The following is a 14,837-nucleotide window of genomic DNA, read 5'->3' on the forward strand; positions in this document are numbered from 1 at the left end:
GCCGCCCTCGCGACCCTGGCGGGCCCTCTCGCCGCCCGCGCGGCACCGGCCGGCCCTTTCGCCGCCCGCGCGGCCCCGGCCGGCCCTTTCGCCGGCCTCGCGGCCCTCACGATTCGGCCGGCTACGCGTGCCGGTGGACGACGTCAGGCGGTCGGGTCGTCGCCGCGGTCCAAGGCGTCCCAGGCGGCGCGGGTGTCCGTGGCGGTGACGTCCGGCTTCAGACCGGCGGCGGCAGACGGCTCGGACGGACCGCCCGGCTGGGCGAGCGGGGACGGCGCCGTGCCGCGCTCGTACCTGGAACCCATGGCCGGCCATCGATGACCGCGCCGCGCCGCGCCCAGGCCGCCCAGCACGATCAGCGCGGATCCGATCACGCAGACCGCGGGCCAGACGATCGAGCCCGCGCCCGCCGCGCCCACGTCGAGGCCCGAGCGGGCGGCGATCGCGGCGACCGCCAGGCCGGCCCCGACCGGCATCAGCAGGACGCCCAGCCCACGCCGCAGCCCGCCGCGGGTCGCCAGCAGCGCGCCGGCGCCGCCCAGCGCGACCACGGCGAGCGCGATGATCCAGCCCTGAGCCGCCGCGCCGGTCGTCTGCTCGCGCAGCTCGGGCAGGCCGGGCCGCTCGGTCACGGCCACCGCCCACACCCGGGTCGCCGCGAAGATCGCCAGCCCGGCGCCGGCCACGCAGCCCAGCACCGCGGCCGCCAGCCCCCGCCCGCCGCTCCCCGCCTCTTTGTCCCGCGCCTCGTCGTCCCGCGCCTGGTCGTCCCGCGCCTCGTTGTCGGGCGTCGCCGGCGGCTCGCTCGCGGTCGGCTCGGCGGAGGCGGCGGGCTCGGTCATCGGGCGGCGCGGAGGGTCTCGGCGGCGGCGATCGCGGCCAGGACGGCGGCCGCCTTGTTGCGGGTCTCCTGCTCCTCGGACTCGGGGTCGGAGTCGGCGACGATGCCGGCGCCCGCGCCCACGTAGGCGACGCCCGCGCGCATCAGGGCGGTGCGGATCGCGATGGCCATGTCCATGTCGCCGCCGAAGCCGAAGTAGCCGACCGTGCCGCCGTACAGGCCGCGGCGGACCGGCTCGAGCTCCTCGATGATCTCCATCGCCCGGACCTTGGGCGCGCCGGACAGCGTGCCCGCCGGGAACGTCGCGGCCAGCGCGTCGAACGCCGTCCGGTCGGCCCGCAGCTCGCCGACCACCGTCGACACGATGTGCATGACGTGGCTGTAGCGCTCGATCCGCGCGAAGTCGGGCACCTCGACCGTGCCCGCCCGGCAGACCCGGCCCAGGTCGTTGCGGCCCAGGTCGACCAGCATCACGTGCTCGGCGCGTTCCTTCGGGTCGGCCAGCAGCTCGGCGGCCAGCGCGTTGTCCTGCTCGGGGGTCGCGCCCCGCCAGCGGGTGCCGGCGATCGGGTGGAGCAGCGCGCGCCGCACCCCGCCGGACTCGGCGCTGACCTTGAGGTGGGCCTCGGGCGACGAGCCGACGATGTCGAAGTCGTCGAAGCGCAGGAGATACATGTACGGGCTCGGGTTGGTCGCCCGGAGCACGCGGTAGACGTCGAGCGGGTCGGCGTCGGTGACCCGCTCGAAGCGCTGGCCGACCACGATCTGGAAGCACTCGCCGGCCCGGATCGCCTCCTTGGCCTGCTCGACCGCCTTCTGGTAGTCGCCGGGCGCGGTACGGCTACGGACCTCGCCGGGCGCCCGTCGCTCCACCGTGGAGATCATCGGCGGGGTGGGCCGGGACAGCGCCGTGGTCATCGCGTCGAGCCGGCCGACCGCCTGGTGGTAGGCGGCGCGGCGGGCCCGGTCGTCGGCGTCGGCCGGGAGCACCGCGTTGGCCACCAGCACGGCCGAGCCGTCGAAGTGGTCGAGCACCACCAGGTCGGTGGCGAGCATCATGCCGAGCTCGGGCACCGGCACGTCGTCGATCGCGGTGGCCGGCAGCCGCTCGAAGCGGCGTACCAGGTCATAGCTCAGATAACCCACCATGCCGCCGGTCAGCGGCGGAAGCCCGGCCACCGCCGGCTCGGCCGGGCCGGCCAGCGCCGCGACCGTCTCACGCAGGGCGGTCACCGGATCACCCGTCCGGGGTACGCCATCCGGCGGCACGCCCAGCCAATGCGCCTGTCCGTCCTTCGCCGTCAGCGTGGCGGCGCTGCGCACCCCGACGAATGAATAACGCGACCACGCCGCACCCTGCTCGGCCGACTCCAGCAGGAAGGTGCCGGGGCCGCCGGCCAGCTTCGTGTAGACCCCGATGGGCGTCTCGCCGTCGGCCAGCAACCGCCGTGTGATCGGCACCACACGCCGCCGGAGCGCGACGAACTCGTCCTCGCTCGGGGCCACCGCGCCGCTGGTCATGCGTCCACCCCCGGCGCGGTCACCGGCAGGTCGTCGAAGAAGCAGGTGTGCGACCCGGTGTGACAGGCCGCGCCGTCCTGCTCGACGGTGACCAGCAGGGCGTCGCCGTCACAGTCGAGCGCGACCCCCTTGACGTGCTGGAAGTGGCCGGACGTGGCGCCCTTCACCCAGTACTCCTTACGGCTCCGCGACCAGTACGTGGCCAGTCCCGTGGTCAGCGTGCGGTGGAGCGCCTCGTCATCCATCCACGCGAGCATCAGCACGTCGCCGCTGCCGTGCTCACGCACGATCGCCGCGACGAGCCCGTCGTCGTTACGCCGGAGCCGGGACGCGATGGAAGGATCAAGCCGGGTGTTCGAGTCGGGTGCTGCCACCCGCACATTGTTGCGCAGTCTTCTCTCCGGTCGGCGGGGGCTGTGGACAACCCACGATCCGGTCACGGAGGCCGCACCAGGGGTGTGTCCGGCGGGCGAGGGCGGTACGGTCGTCCGGTGCGTCGCACCTCCGCAGGGGTGCATGCTGCCTTTCGACGGGAGTCTTTGACCGATGGAGCCGACGTCCAGCCCCGACCACGCCCGGCAGTCTCGCGGCCTGGCACGCTTCTGGCCAGGCTCACACGGCTCCGCCGCGCCCGGGCAGCGCACGTCCGATGAGGACGCGCAGGACGACACGGTGATCGAGAACCCGCCGGGCTCGATGCCCTCGCACTCGGGCTCCACCCAGGCCGCGGCCGCCGCCCAGCTGGCCGGCAACGCCGCCAAGGCCCAGCACGGCGAGCCCCAGATGGTGGCGCTCGGCACCCGGCGCGGCGACTTCGAAGCCGGTCGGCAGTGGAACGGCAACCAGGGAGGTTTTCCGCCGGTGGACGCGGATCGGGCACAGCAGAACGGCGAGACCCCGCGGCACGGCGGCGCCCCGATCCCGAACGGGACCACGGGCGGCCAGGCCCCGATGCCCCAGCCGGCGCCGCGGCCGGCGTTCGGCACCCCGACGCCGCCGTTCGCCCAGCCGTCCACTCCGTTCACGCCGGCGTCGCCGTTCGCGCCCGCGGCCCCGTTCACGCCGCAGTCGCCGTCGTCCCAGGCCACGCCGCAGGCCTCCCAGCCGCCGTCGGGTGTGCCCTCGCCGCTGGCTCAGCCATCGCCGGGCCTGCAGCCGGCGTCGGGTTCTCAGTCGCCGCTGGCACCGCAGCCGCCGTCGGGCGGCCAGTCGCCGTTGGTGCCACAGCCGCTGCCGGGGGGCCAGTCGCCGTTGCTGCCGCAGCCGCTGCCGGGGGCCCAGTCGCCGCTGGCGCCGCAGCCGCTGTCAGGCCCGCAGCCTTCGTCGGGCTCTCCGTCGATGTTTTCGCCGCAAGGCCCGCAGGGGTCTTCGGGGGCTGGGCAGTCGTCCACCGGTCAGTCGCCGTCGGCGGGTCAGCAGCCTGCGGGCCAGCAGTCCTCCGCCGCCCATCAGTTGACGCCGGCGTCTCCGCTCGCGCCGGAGTCGCCCGGCTCGCCGCCGAACGCGCGGCCTGGGATCGCATTGCCGGCGACGAACTCCTCACTTTCTTCGCCCGACAACGGCCGGTCCGGCATTTCGGAAAAGTCTGACATGGACGACGAGGATGGGCCTCGGGTGATCTCCCTGGGCGGCGGGCCGGACTCGCCCCGCGGCGCTGCTCTCGGCAGCATCACTGACACGCGCGGCAACGACCCGCGCGAGGCGGACCTTCGCGGAACCGACCCACGCGCTGCCACCCTGGGCGGCGTGACCGACGGGCGCGGCGCCGGCGATTCGCGCGGGGCGGCGCTCGGCGGGTCCAACGACTCTCGCGGCGGCGCGCTCAACGCATCCGACCCGCGCGGCGCGACTCCGAACAGCGCGTCCGACCCGCGCGGCGCGACGCCGGGTGGTGCCGCCGACCCGCGCGGCGCGACGCTGGGTGGCGTGGCCGACCCCCGTGCGGCGACCAACTCGCGCGGCGTGGCGCTTGGCAGCTCGACCGACTCCCGCAGCGGGGGTGACTCGCGCAACGGAGCCGGAGCGCGTGACGCGCGGAACACTTCCGACCCGCTTGGCGTGGCGCCGGACAGGGAAGGCGACTCGCGCGGCGCGACGCTGGGTGGCGTGGCTGACCCGGGTGGGCCGGGCGATTCACGCGGCGCGACCCGGAGCATTGCCGGCGACCCCCACGCAGGCGATTCGCGCGGCACGACATTCGGCGGCGGCAGCGCAGGCGAGCCCCGCGGCGTGGGCGACTCGCGCAACGCGACATCGGGCGGCACGGCCGACGCCCGCGGCACGGCCGACCCCCGTAACACGACCGACCCGCGAAGCGTGGCCGACCCAAGTGGCAAAGCCGACCCGCTGGGCACCCCGTCGGCCGGCGCAGGCACCACGTCGGGCAACGCAGCCGAACCCCGTGGCGCATCCACTGAGGCTCAGCAGGCCGGCGCCGCCGGGCTCGGTGACACGACAACCCCGGGTGGCGGGCGCCGTCGCGCCGCGGCCGAGGATGAGGCCTGGGAGGACGAGGTCGCCCGGCAGAACGGCAGCGCCAACGGCAGCAACGGCCGGCCCACCGGGTGGGCGACCGTGCCGACGTCCGGAATTCCGTCGCTGGCCAGGCAGCCTGTCCCGGTGCCGCCGACGCCGCGGCGGTCGGCCAGTCTCGAGGATGCCGACGACCTTCCGCGGGCGGGGCGACCCGCTGACGCGCCCACCTCGGGCGGGCCGCTGCGGCCGGGTGACGTGACGATGGGGCAGATCTCGTTCTGGGACGAGGAGGCCATCGCGCATTTCCGCAAGCAGTGGCACCAGGTCAAGGGCGACTTCGTGGACGACCCGGTGACCGCGCTGACCCGGGCGCACGACCTGCTGACCGAGGCGGTCAACGAGCTGACCGAGGCCCTGCTGGCCGAGCGCGACGAGCTCGACCCGCTGGACGGCCGGACCACACCGGACACCGAGAGCATGCGGATGGCCATGCGCGGCTACCGCGAGTTCCTCGACCGGATCCTCGCCCTCTAGGGAAGAGCCGGAGAGAAAGAGCCGCATAAGAAGAGCCGCCCAGAGGAGGCGGCTCTTTTTATGTCCGCAGAATTCATCTACCGTTGAGTTCAACGCATGATGAATTCTGGAGGCGGCACATGGACCATGCCATCACGATCGAGGGCCTGGTGGTCGAGCGCGGCCGCCGCACCGTCCTGCACGGCCTCGACTGCGCCATCCCGGCCGGCCGGGTCACCGCGCTGCTCGGCCCCAGCGGCAGCGGGAAGACCACGCTGATCAGGGCGATCGTCGGGGTGCAGGTGGTCCGGGCGGGCACCGTGACCGTGCTCGGCCAACCGGCCGGCGCCCGGGAGCTGCGACGTCAGGTCGGTTACGTCACCCAGGCGCCCAGTGTCTACGCCGACCTCTCGGTGCGGGAGAACGCCCGATATTTCGCCACGCTCTACGGCCTGGGCGCCGCCGAGGCGGACCGGGCGATCAGCGACGTCGGCCTCGCGACCGCAAGTGACCAACTAGTCGGTAACCTGTCGGGCGGTCAGCGCAGCCGGGCCTCGCTGGCCTGCGCGATGATCGGGCGCCCGCGACTCCTGGTGCTCGATGAGCCGACCGTCGGCCAGGACCCGGTGCTGCGGGCCGACCTCTGGCAGAAGTTCCACGAGCTCGCGGCGGGCGGCACCACGCTGGTCGTGTCCAGCCATGTGATGGACGAGGCGGGCCGCTGCGACCGGCTGATCCTGATCCGCGAGGGGCGCATCGTCGCCGACGATCCACCCGAGACGATCAAGCGGCGCACCAACACCGGCGACCTCGAAGCGGCGTTCCTCACCCTGATCAGGACAGCGGCATGATCACGCTGGCCACCGCCGCCCGGATCCTGCGCCAGTTGCGGCATGACCGGCGTACCGTCGCGCTTCTCGTCGTTGTTCCTTCCGTTCTGCTGGCCCTGCTGTATTTCATGTACGACGGGAGCCGGGCGTTCGACCGGATCGCGCTGATCATGCTGGGCGTCTTCCCGTTCGTGATCATGTTCCTGGTGACCAGCATCGCGATGTTGCGCGAGCGGACCAGCGGCACGTTGGAGCGTCTGCTCACCACGCCCCTCGGCAAGATCGACCTGCTGTTCGGGTACGGGATCGCGTTCGGCGTGGCCGCCACCGTGCAGGCCGCGGTCGCGGTCGGGACGGCGTACCTCGTCCTGGGTCTGGAGACCGACGGCTCGGCCGGCCTGGTCGTGCTGATCGCCGTGATCAACGCCGTGCTGGGTGTCGCCCTCGGCCTGTTCTGCAGCGCCTTCGCGCGCACCGAGTTCCAGGCCGTACAGTTCCTTCCGGTGGTGGTCGTGCCGCAGCTGCTGCTGTGCGGGCTGTTCGTGCCGCGCGGGCAGATGGCGGGCTGGCTCCAGGCGATCAGTGACGTGCTGCCGCTGACCTACGCGGTCGACGCGCTGACCGGGGTGGGCACGACGACGATGTGGCGCGACCTGGTCATCGTGTCGGGCGCCGTGGTGCTCGCGCTGCTCCTGGCGGCGGCGACCCTTCGGAGAAGGACGGGATAGGTGCGACGCAGCGGGCGGCGACCGGGCAACCAGGACACCCGCGAGGCGATCCTGGTGGCCGCCCGCGCGATCTTCGCGGAGCGTGGTTTCGACAAGGCGTCGATCCGGGCCATCGCGACCGCGGCCGAGGTCGATCCGGCGCTGGTGCACCACTACTTCGGCACCAAGGACAAGCTCTTCCTGGCCAGCTTGGAGATGCCGGTGGACCCGGCCGAGCTGGTGCCCAAGGCGCTCGACGGCCCGCGTGAGGAGGCCGGCGAGCGGCTGGTCCGGCTGGTGCTGAACGTGTGGGACTCGCCGGCCGGCAAGGCGGCGGTGGCGTTGCTGCGTTCGGCGATGAGCAACGACTGGACGGCCCGGCTGGTGCGCGAGTTCGTGGTCACACAGGTGCTGCGCAAGGCGATCAGCGAGCTGGGCATGGACGGCGAGGACGCGCCGCTGCGCGCGTCGCTGGTCGCGACGCAGATCGCGGGTCTGGCGATGATGCGCTACGTGCTGAAGGTCGAGCCGGTCGCGTCACAGGACCCCGAGACTCTGGTACGCGCCATAGCGCCCAATGTGCAGCGCTACCTGGTCGGCGACATCTCCTGAGCCCGGTTTCACCGTCGCTCTCGGGGGCGCTCGGTGGCGAGCCGAATGTGAACCTGGCTTACCCGCACCGGTGGCACAAGACCGGGTGCAGCAGATGCGCGAGATCGTGCCGGTCCTCGACGCGCCGCGGGAACGGCAGCCGGGCCAGCCGCTCGCCGACCCGCACGACGAAGCCGTACCGGTCGAGGCGCACCAGCTCGGGCCGGGTCACGTTCTTGGCCGCCTTGCCGAGGGCCTTGCGGACGAACTCGGCGATCTCGTCGACGTGGTGGTCGGCCAGGTCGGCGATCAGGTCGAACTCGATCGTGCGCAGCGGGTCGGGGCTGGCTTCGGCGTACTCGTCGGGGTCGACGTCGACCAGCTTGCCGTTGCGCTCGTAGCGGACCTCGGCGACCTCCATCCGGTGCAGCACCTGGGAGTCGCCCACGTCGAGCAGGTCGGACGCCGGGTCGGTGTCGGCGTAGTCGAGGGTCGCGGCGCGCGCCTCGTCGCCACTCAGGCGCCGGGCCCAGCCGGCCACCCAGACCCGGCCGATCGACGGCGCGCCGGCCAGCGGCGGGATGTCAGCGATGTCGAGGACCAGCGCGGTGTCGTCGGTGCCCGGCTCGGGGCACAGGGCGGCGGTGAGCACCCCGTCGGCCGGTGAGAGCAGCAGCAGGCGGCCTTGCGGGTCGGCGACGTGGCGCACCGGGAACGGTCCCTGACGCCTCGCGATATGCGCGCTGGCGGGCAGGTGACCGGCCGCGAGTGTGCGCGCGACCTCGGCGTGGGTGGGCTGCATGTGACGTTCCTCCGGGCACCGGTTAGGCTGACCTTAGTAAGGTGAGGCTAACCGTATCAGGCGCGTTTTGGGGAGACACCAGTTCCCAACAGCCTCGAGCAGGCGACACGAACGAGGAGACCCGTGAACAATTCCCGACCCAAGGCCCGGCTCTCGCGGGCCCTCGGCATCCCGCTGACCCGCAAGTGCGTGAAGTACTTCGAGCGGCGGCCGTTCCCGCCGGGGGTGCACGGGCGTGGTCGGCGTAAGACGTCGGACTACCAGGTCCGGCTGCTCGAGAAGCAGCGTCTGCGCCACCAGTACAACATCAGCGAGGCGCAGATGCGGAAGGCGTACGACGACGCGCACCGCGGCGAGGGCAAGACCGGCGAGACCATGGTGGTCCTGCTGGAGCGCCGGCTGGACGCCACGGTGCTGCGCGCCGGGCTGGCCCGCAGCATCTACCAGGCGCGCCAGCACGTCGCGCACGGCCACTTCACGGTGGACGGCAAGAAGGTCGACCGCCCGTCCTACCGGCTCAAGCCCGGCCAGGTCGTCGAGGTGCGCGCGACCAGCCGCGACAAGACGCCGTTCCAGGTCGCCGCGGCCGGCGCGCACGTCGACGGCCCGACCCCGCCCTACCTGTCCACGGTGCTCGATGAGCTGCGCACCACGGTCATCCGCGAGCCGCTGCGCACCGAGATCCCGGTGGTCTGCGACGAGCAGCTCGTCGTCGAGTTCTACGCCCGCTAGTGATCGCCGCCGGTGAGATGATCACTCGCGGAGCGGAGCGACGCCGGCCAACTCAGCGGGTCTGCTCCAGCCACGACGCGTACAGCTTGGCGTAGATCGAATCGGTGTCCTGGAGCAGCTGGGCGTGCGGGCCGCGTTGCACCACGCGGCCCGCATCCACCACGATCACCTCGTCGGCGGCCCGGGCCGTGGACAGCCGGTGTGCGATCGCCACGGTCGTCCGGCCCCTGGTCACCGCGTCGAGCGCCCGCTGCAACCGGACCTCCGTGGCCGGGTCGACGGCACTGGTGGCCTCGTCGAGAACCAGAAGATCAGGATCGGCCACGTACGCCCGGACGAGCGCGACCAGCTGACGCTCCCCCACGCTCAGCGCCTCGCCCCGCTCACCGACCGGGGTGTCCACCCCGTGTGGCAGTCCGGCGACCCAGTCGGCCAGGCCCAGCTCGGTGAACGCCAGGTCGAGCTGGTCGTCGCTGAGCTCGGGCCTGGCGAAGCGCACGTTCTCGGCCACCGTGGCGTCGAACAGGAACCCGTCCTGCGGGACCATGACCACCCGCGACCGCAGCGAGTCGAACCGGACCGTGGTCAGCGGCTCGCCGGAGAGCAGCACCGCGCCGGACGCCGGGTCCATCAGCCGGGTGAGCAGCTTCGCGAACGTGGTCTTGCCGCTGCCGGTCTCGCCGACCACGGCCACCCGGGTCCGCGGCGCGATCTCCAGGTCGACGTCGGCCAGCACGATCGGGCCGCCGGGATAGCGGTACGACACGTCGTCGAAGCGCACCGACAGCGGACCCTCGGGCAGCGCCACCCCGTCGGCGGCCGGGTCGGCCACGTCCGGCGCGATGTCGAGCACGTCGAGCACCCGCCGCCAGCCGGCCACCGCGTTCTGGGCCTCGTTCAGCACCTCGGTGGCGATCTGCACCGGCTGGATGAACAGCGTCACCAGGAACAGGAAGGCGGTCAGCTGCCCGACCGTGAGCCCGCCGCCGACACCCAGCCAGACGCCGACGGCCACCACCGCGGCCAGGGCCAGCCCGGCCGCCAGCTCACCGGTGGAGAAGCTGGTGACGCTGGTCCGCAACGCCCGCTGCTGGGACACCCGCAGGCGGTCGACGGCGATGTCGAGCCGGCGCTCGGTGCGGCCGGCCACCCCGTACGCGCGAATCACCAGGGCCCCGACGACGCTCTCGCCGATCGCGCCCAGCAGCACGCCGGTGCGCTCACGCACCGAGCGGTAGACCTTGGCCAGCCGGCGCTGGTAGAGCCGGATCACCACCGCGGCCGGCAGGAACGCGGCGAACACCACGAGGGTCAGTTGCCAGGAGTACGCCACCATGACGATCGTGGTGACCACCAGCTGGCCCGAGGTGACGAGCAGCATCACGCCGCCGGTCTGCAGGAACTGGGTGATCTGGTCGATGTCGGTGGTCACCCGGGAGGTCAGCGAGCCACGCCGCTCGGACTGCTGGTGCAGCATCGACAGGTCGTGGATGTGCCGGAAGGTGCGTGACCGCAGGGCGCCCAGGGCGGTCTCGGAGACCGTGAACAGGCGGCGGGTCATCAGGTAGCCGCAGGCCGTGGAGATCACCAGGGTGGCCACCGTGATCAGCACGACGACCAGGATCACGCCGAGGTCGGGGCCGCCGGGCGCACGGATGCCCCGGTCGATGCCCTGCTGCACGGCGATCGGCACGGCCACCCGGCCGGCCATCGAGACCATGGCCAGCGCGAGCGTGCCGGCCAGCCCCGGCCGCAGCTCCGGCGAGAGCCTCAGCCCCCGCTTGACCGTGGCGAGCGTGCCCTCTTCCGGAGCCGCTTCGAGAGTCACCGCGGTCATGCGCTGACCTCGCTCTCGGCTTCGGCCCGCTCATAGGCCGTCACCAGCGCGTTGTAGGCCGGGACCCGCTCCATCAGGTCGTGGTGGGTGCCGGTCGCCACCACCCGGCCGTGATCGAGGAAGACCACCTCGTCGGCCAGCGCGATCGTGGCCCGGCGGTAGGCCACCACCAGGATCGAGGCACCGGCGTCACGGTCGCGCAGCGCCGACAGGATCGCCGCCTCGACCCGCGGGTCGACCGCGCTCGTGGCGTCGTCGAGGACCAGCAGCCGCGGGTGGCCGGCCAGCGCCCGGGCCAGCGTGAGCCGCTGCCGCTGGCCGCCGGAGAGCGAGGTGCCACGCTCGCCGACCGGGGTGTCGAGCCCCTCGGGCAGCTTGCTCACGAACCCGTCGGCCTGGGCGAGCCGCAGCGCCCCCCACGCGTCGTCGTCGGTCAGGCCCTCGCGGTCGAGCGTGATGTTGCCGCGGACGGTGTCGTCGAACACGAACGGGATCTGCGGCACCACCGCGGCCACCGAGGCCAGGCCCTGGGCGGAGAGATCGGGCAGTGGCACGCCCTCGACGGTGATCCGGCCGGACACCGGGTCGACCAGCCGGACCGCGAGCGACGCGATCGTCGACTTGCCGGAGCCGGTCGCCCCGACCAGCGCGACCGTGCGCCCGGCCGGGACGGTGAAGCAGACGTCGTGCAACACGCGCGGGCCGTCGGCGTACGCGAAAGAGACCTGATCGAAGACCAGCCCGGCCGGACCACCGCCGGGCGCCGAGGCCGAGCCGTAGGCGAGGTCGCCCTCCGCGCCGAGCACCGCCTGCACCCGCTCCCAGCCCGCGACGCTGCGCGGCAGCTCGGCGACCACCCAGCCGATCGCCCGCACCGGGAACGCCAGCACGGTGAACAGGAACGCCACGCTGACCAGCTCGGTCACGGTCAGGTCGCCGGTCTTCAGCCGCCACCCGCCGAGCAGCAGCACGGCCAGCGTGCCCAGGCTGGGCAGCGCGTCCATCACCGGGTCGAACAGGCCACGCAGCCGGCCGACCGAGATCAGCGCGTCACGAAGGTCGGACACGTGCACGCCGAACCGCTGCGACTCGGTCGCCTCGCGGCCCATCGTCTTGACCACCAGCGCGCCGTCGAAGCTCTCGTGCGCGACCGCGCTGACCTGGGCCCGGAGCCGCTGCGCCCGGATCTGCCGGGGCGACATCCGCCGGGAGTAGACCACGTTGAGCCCGAACAGCGCCGGGAAGAGCGTCAGGCCGATCAGCGCGAGCACCCAGTCGGTGGCGAACAGCGAGGCCACCGCCCCGATGATCATCACGATCGTGCCGACCGCGAAGGGCAACGGCGCGATGGGTACGAAGGCCGCCTCGACGTCGGAGTTGGCGTTCGACAGCAGCGTGCCGGTGGCGTGCCGCTGGTGCCAGGCCGGCGGCAGGGCCAGGTAGCGCCGGGTCACCGCGCGGCGGTAGCGCGCCTGCAGCCGGAACTGCATGTAACCCGCGCCGAGGCGGCGGGCGAAGATCGTGCCGACCCGCAGGATGCTGATGCCGATGAACGCCGCGCCGATCAGGCCCAGCGTGGCGGCGGTCGCCCGGCGCTCGGCGAAGGCCGGCACCACGACCTGGCCGATCACGTAACCCACCACGTACGAGTTGACGATCACCAGCCCGCCGAACAGGCTGCTGCCGATCGCTCCGAGCAGGAAGAGCCGAGGCTCCGTACGGATAGCGCGGCCCAGCACCTTCAGGCCACGCCCTAAAACGTCGCGGCTCGCCCTGCCACTCACCCGGCCGGTCACCCCCGTAGATCGCGTCTGCCCCTTACCGCATCCATCCTGCCCAACCGGGGACCCGTGTTCACACCTAATAAGTTGTGGCCGCCGACACACCCGTCAATGCGTGGTCATACGATCACTCGTATGACCTCCTTTGCCCGGCTCGAACGGGCTCGCCTGGCCGATCTCCTGCTGGAGGCCGGCCCGGACGCTCCCACCCTGTGCGCCGGCTGGACCACCCGCGATCTGGCCGCCCATCTGGTCATCCGGGAACGCCGGCCGGATGCCGGCCTCGGCATCATCGCGCCGCCGCTCGCCGGGCACGGTGAACACGTGCGCAAGCAGAAGGCGGCCCAGCCGTACGAGAAGGTGGTCGCCGAGGTCCGTCGCCCGCCGTGGTGGAGCCCGCTCAGCAACCCCCTGACGCACGAGCTGGTCAACCACGGCGAGTTCTTCGTCCACCACGAGGACGTACGCCGCGGCGGCGCCTCCTGGGAGCCGCGTGACCTGGACGACGACGAGCGCCGGGCGCTGTGGCGGCTGGCCCGCTTCGGCTCCCGGCTCGCCCTGCGCAAGCTGCACATCCCCGTGGTGGTGCGGTCGCCCGGGCTGGGCGAGGTGACCATCGGCGCGGGACCGTCACCGGCCGTTCTGGAGGCCGAGCCGGGCGAGTTCGTGCTGTTCTTCTTCGGCCGGCAGCGCGCGACGCGGGTCGCCATCGAGGCTTCGCCGGAGATCGAGGAGAGGCTCCGGACGGCACGTTTCGGCCGGTGACATTGGCCCATTCAGATCGGGCCGTATTGGCCCGATCATGAAGCCAATTCGCGCCTAGGGTCGGTCTCATGAGCAAACTGACCGTCCCGCAGGGCACCGCGCTCTCGATCGGCGCCGTCCTCGGCACCGGCGTCATCTCGATGCCCGCCCTGGCCGCCGGCGTCGCCGGGCCGGCCTCGCTGATCGCCTGGGTCGCGCTGATCCTGCTGTCGGCGCCGCTGGCCTGGACCTTCGCCGCGCTGGGCGGACGGCACCCGGACGGCGGCGGCGTGTCCACGTACGTCGGCCTGGCCTTCGGCCCGCGCGCCTCGGCCGCGGTCGGCTGGATCTTCTACTTCGCGGTCCCGCTGGGCGCCCCCGCCGCGGCCGCGTTCGCCGGCGGCTACGTGGCCGACGTGGTCGGCGGCGGCAACACCACGGTCCTCATCACGTACTTCCTGATCATCGCCGTCGTGTTCGCCATGAACTGGTTCGGCCTGCGGGTATCCGGCCGCGCCCAGCTCATCCTCACCGCGGTCCTGGCCCTGCTGCTGGTGATCACGGTGTGCACCGCGCTGCCGCACGCCTCGCTCGCCAACCTGCGGCCCTTCGCCCCGCACGGCTGGTCCGGCGTCGGCGCGGCGGCGGCCATCCTGGTGTGGGGTTTCGCCGGTTGGGAGGCCGTGTCGTCCCTGTCCGCCGACTACCGCAACCCCCGGCGCGACGTCCCCCGGGCCACGATGATCGCGGTCGCCGTCGTCGGCGTGCTCTACCTGGCCGTCGCGGCGACCAGCGTGCTCGTCCTCGGTCCCGCGCTGGGCTCCAGTCCCGCGCCGCTCGCCGACCTGCTGGCCATCGGCGTCGGCGGCCCCGTACGCCTGCTCACCGCCGTGGTCGCCGTGCTGCTGACGATCGGGGCGGTCAACGCGTACTTCGCCGGCACCTCCCGCCTCGGCGCATCCCTGGCATCCAGCGGCGCCCTGCCGATCTTCCTGGCCGCCAACGTCCGCCGCTCCCTGGCCGTGGTGACCATCGGCAGCAGCCTGGCGGTGTTCCTGCCGTTCCCCCTCCACACGGTGATGTTGCTGGTCACGGGTTGCTTCACCCTCGTGTACGTCCTGGGCACGGCCGCCGCGGTCAAGCTCCTGCCGCGCGGGTGGTCGCGGGTGGTCGCCGGGTTCGCGTTCGTCGCGGTGCTCGGGCTGCTGTGGCTCAACGGGCTTCCCGCCCTGCTCAGCCTGGTCATCGCGGGCGCCGCGATCGTCTATCAGGGGCTGCGCTCCCGGCGGGCCGCCCGGACGGGGCTCTCCCCCGAGGCCTCGCTCTCCCCCGGCATCCCGCCCGCTCCCGGCACCCTGCTCGCCGCTGACGCCTCGTTCTCCGCCGACGGCCCGCTGCTCCGGCGTGATGGTGGCCTTTCCAGCGACGGCCCCGCGCCGTGCCAGGTGCCTGCCGGCTGAGCC

General features: G+C 73.1%; 13 protein-coding genes. 7 read left to right on the forward strand and 6 right to left on the reverse strand.

All coding sequences use genetic code 11. The features are described from left to right. Positions 1–143 precede the first annotated feature (143 nt). From AB0O15_RS30590 to hisI, 3 genes are read right to left on the reverse strand one after another with little or no spacing between them, the layout of a single operon-like run. Positions 144–842 carry a Trp biosynthesis-associated membrane protein gene (locus tag AB0O15_RS30590; protein ID WP_364325332.1) on the reverse strand — a complete coding sequence of 233 codons (699 nt, stop codon included), beginning with the start codon at positions 840–842 and terminating at the stop codon, positions 144–146. Continuing rightward, the gene (locus AB0O15_RS30595; RefSeq protein WP_364325335.1) at positions 839–2,362 is read right to left on the reverse strand and encodes an anthranilate synthase component I; all 1,524 of its coding nucleotides are present in this window, start codon (positions 2,360–2,362) and stop codon (positions 839–841) included. Before AB0O15_RS30595 ends, AB0O15_RS30590 begins: the two co-directional genes overlap by 4 nt. Beyond that, positions 2,359–2,736 (reverse strand): phosphoribosyl-AMP cyclohydrolase, encoded by a 378-nt coding sequence (gene hisI / locus AB0O15_RS30600; RefSeq protein ID WP_364325338.1) that lies wholly within the window; start codon positions 2,734–2,736, stop codon positions 2,359–2,361. The genes AB0O15_RS30595 and hisI overlap by 4 nt, the downstream gene beginning before the upstream one ends. A 172-nt stretch (positions 2,737–2,908) precedes the next feature. On the opposite strand from hisI, the gene AB0O15_RS30605 reads away from it, so the two are divergent. From AB0O15_RS30605 to AB0O15_RS30620, 4 genes are all read left to right on the forward strand, one after another. After that, positions 2,909–5,371, forward strand: coding sequence for a hypothetical protein (locus tag AB0O15_RS30605; RefSeq protein WP_364325340.1), 2,463 nt, complete (start codon positions 2,909–2,911; stop codon positions 5,369–5,371). Positions 5,372–5,490: 119 nt separating this feature from the next. After that, positions 5,491–6,201 (forward strand): ABC transporter ATP-binding protein, encoded by a 711-nt coding sequence (locus AB0O15_RS30610; RefSeq protein WP_364325343.1) that lies wholly within the window; start codon positions 5,491–5,493, stop codon positions 6,199–6,201. After that, a complete protein-coding gene (locus tag AB0O15_RS30615; protein ID WP_364325346.1) occupies positions 6,198–6,908 on the forward strand; it encodes an ABC transporter permease in 711 nt (236 codons plus the stop codon). The genes AB0O15_RS30610 and AB0O15_RS30615 overlap by 4 nt, the downstream gene beginning before the upstream one ends. Further along, positions 6,909–7,499: a TetR family transcriptional regulator gene (locus AB0O15_RS30620; protein ID WP_364325349.1), complete on the forward strand. Its 591-nt coding sequence runs from the start codon at positions 6,909–6,911 to the stop codon at positions 7,497–7,499. Positions 7,500–7,557: 58 nt separating this feature from the next. Here the strand turns inward: AB0O15_RS30620 and AB0O15_RS30625 are convergent, their stop codons facing one another. Then, a complete protein-coding gene (locus tag AB0O15_RS30625; protein WP_364325352.1) occupies positions 7,558–8,280 on the reverse strand; it encodes a DUF2470 domain-containing protein in 723 nt (240 codons plus the stop codon). A 123-nt stretch (positions 8,281–8,403) separates the two neighbouring features. Here AB0O15_RS30625 and rpsD point away from each other — a divergent pair, with 123 nt between their 5' ends. After that, positions 8,404–9,012, forward strand: coding sequence for a 30S ribosomal protein S4 (gene rpsD, locus AB0O15_RS30630; RefSeq protein WP_364325355.1), 609 nt, complete (start codon positions 8,404–8,406; stop codon positions 9,010–9,012). A 52-nt stretch (positions 9,013–9,064) separates the two neighbouring features. Here rpsD and AB0O15_RS30635 read toward each other — a convergent pair whose 3' ends face one another. Further along, entirely contained in the window at positions 9,065–10,849 is a 1,785-nt protein-coding gene (locus AB0O15_RS30635; protein ID WP_364325357.1) for an ABC transporter ATP-binding protein, read from the reverse strand. Next, positions 10,846–12,633 (reverse strand): ABC transporter ATP-binding protein, encoded by a 1,788-nt coding sequence (locus tag AB0O15_RS30640; RefSeq protein ID WP_364325556.1) that lies wholly within the window; start codon positions 12,631–12,633, stop codon positions 10,846–10,848. Before AB0O15_RS30640 ends, AB0O15_RS30635 begins: the two co-directional genes overlap by 4 nt. Positions 12,634–12,765: 132 nt before the next feature. Here AB0O15_RS30640 and AB0O15_RS30645 point away from each other — a divergent pair, with 132 nt between their 5' ends. Both AB0O15_RS30645 and AB0O15_RS30650 read left to right on the forward strand, forming a co-directional pair. Continuing rightward, the gene (locus tag AB0O15_RS30645; RefSeq protein ID WP_364325360.1) at positions 12,766–13,395 is read left to right on the forward strand and encodes a TIGR03085 family metal-binding protein; all 630 of its coding nucleotides are present in this window, start codon (positions 12,766–12,768) and stop codon (positions 13,393–13,395) included. 68 nt (positions 13,396–13,463) lie between these two features. After that, positions 13,464–14,834: an amino acid permease gene (locus tag AB0O15_RS30650; protein ID WP_364325363.1), complete on the forward strand. Its 1,371-nt coding sequence runs from the start codon at positions 13,464–13,466 to the stop codon at positions 14,832–14,834. The last annotated feature ends 3 nt before the right edge of the window (positions 14,835–14,837 follow it).

This window comes from Actinoplanes sp. NPDC089786 (assembly GCF_040684855.1).
Classification (GTDB): domain Bacteria; phylum Actinomycetota; class Actinomycetes; order Mycobacteriales; family Micromonosporaceae; genus Actinoplanes.

Coding starts and splice junctions, on each gene's coding strand:
- AB0O15_RS30610 (WP_364325343.1), top strand. CDS start 5,491: ATGGACCATGCCATCACGATCGAGGGCCTGGTGGTCGAGCGCGGCCGC.
- AB0O15_RS30625 (WP_364325352.1), bottom strand. CDS start 8,280: ATGCAGCCCACCCACGCCGAGGTCGCGCGCACACTCGCGGCCGGTCAC.
- AB0O15_RS30605 (WP_364325340.1), top strand. CDS start 2,909: ATGGAGCCGACGTCCAGCCCCGACCACGCCCGGCAGTCTCGCGGCCTG.
- AB0O15_RS30650 (WP_364325363.1), top strand. CDS start 13,464: ATGAGCAAACTGACCGTCCCGCAGGGCACCGCGCTCTCGATCGGCGCC.
- AB0O15_RS30590 (WP_364325332.1), bottom strand. CDS start 842: ATGACCGAGCCCGCCGCCTCCGCCGAGCCGACCGCGAGCGAGCCGCCG.
- AB0O15_RS30645 (WP_364325360.1), top strand. CDS start 12,766: ATGACCTCCTTTGCCCGGCTCGAACGGGCTCGCCTGGCCGATCTCCTG.
- AB0O15_RS30635 (WP_364325357.1), bottom strand. CDS start 10,849: ATGACCGCGGTGACTCTCGAAGCGGCTCCGGAAGAGGGCACGCTCGCC.
- AB0O15_RS30595 (WP_364325335.1), bottom strand. CDS start 2,362: ATGACCAGCGGCGCGGTGGCCCCGAGCGAGGACGAGTTCGTCGCGCTC.
- AB0O15_RS30615 (WP_364325346.1), top strand. CDS start 6,198: ATGATCACGCTGGCCACCGCCGCCCGGATCCTGCGCCAGTTGCGGCAT.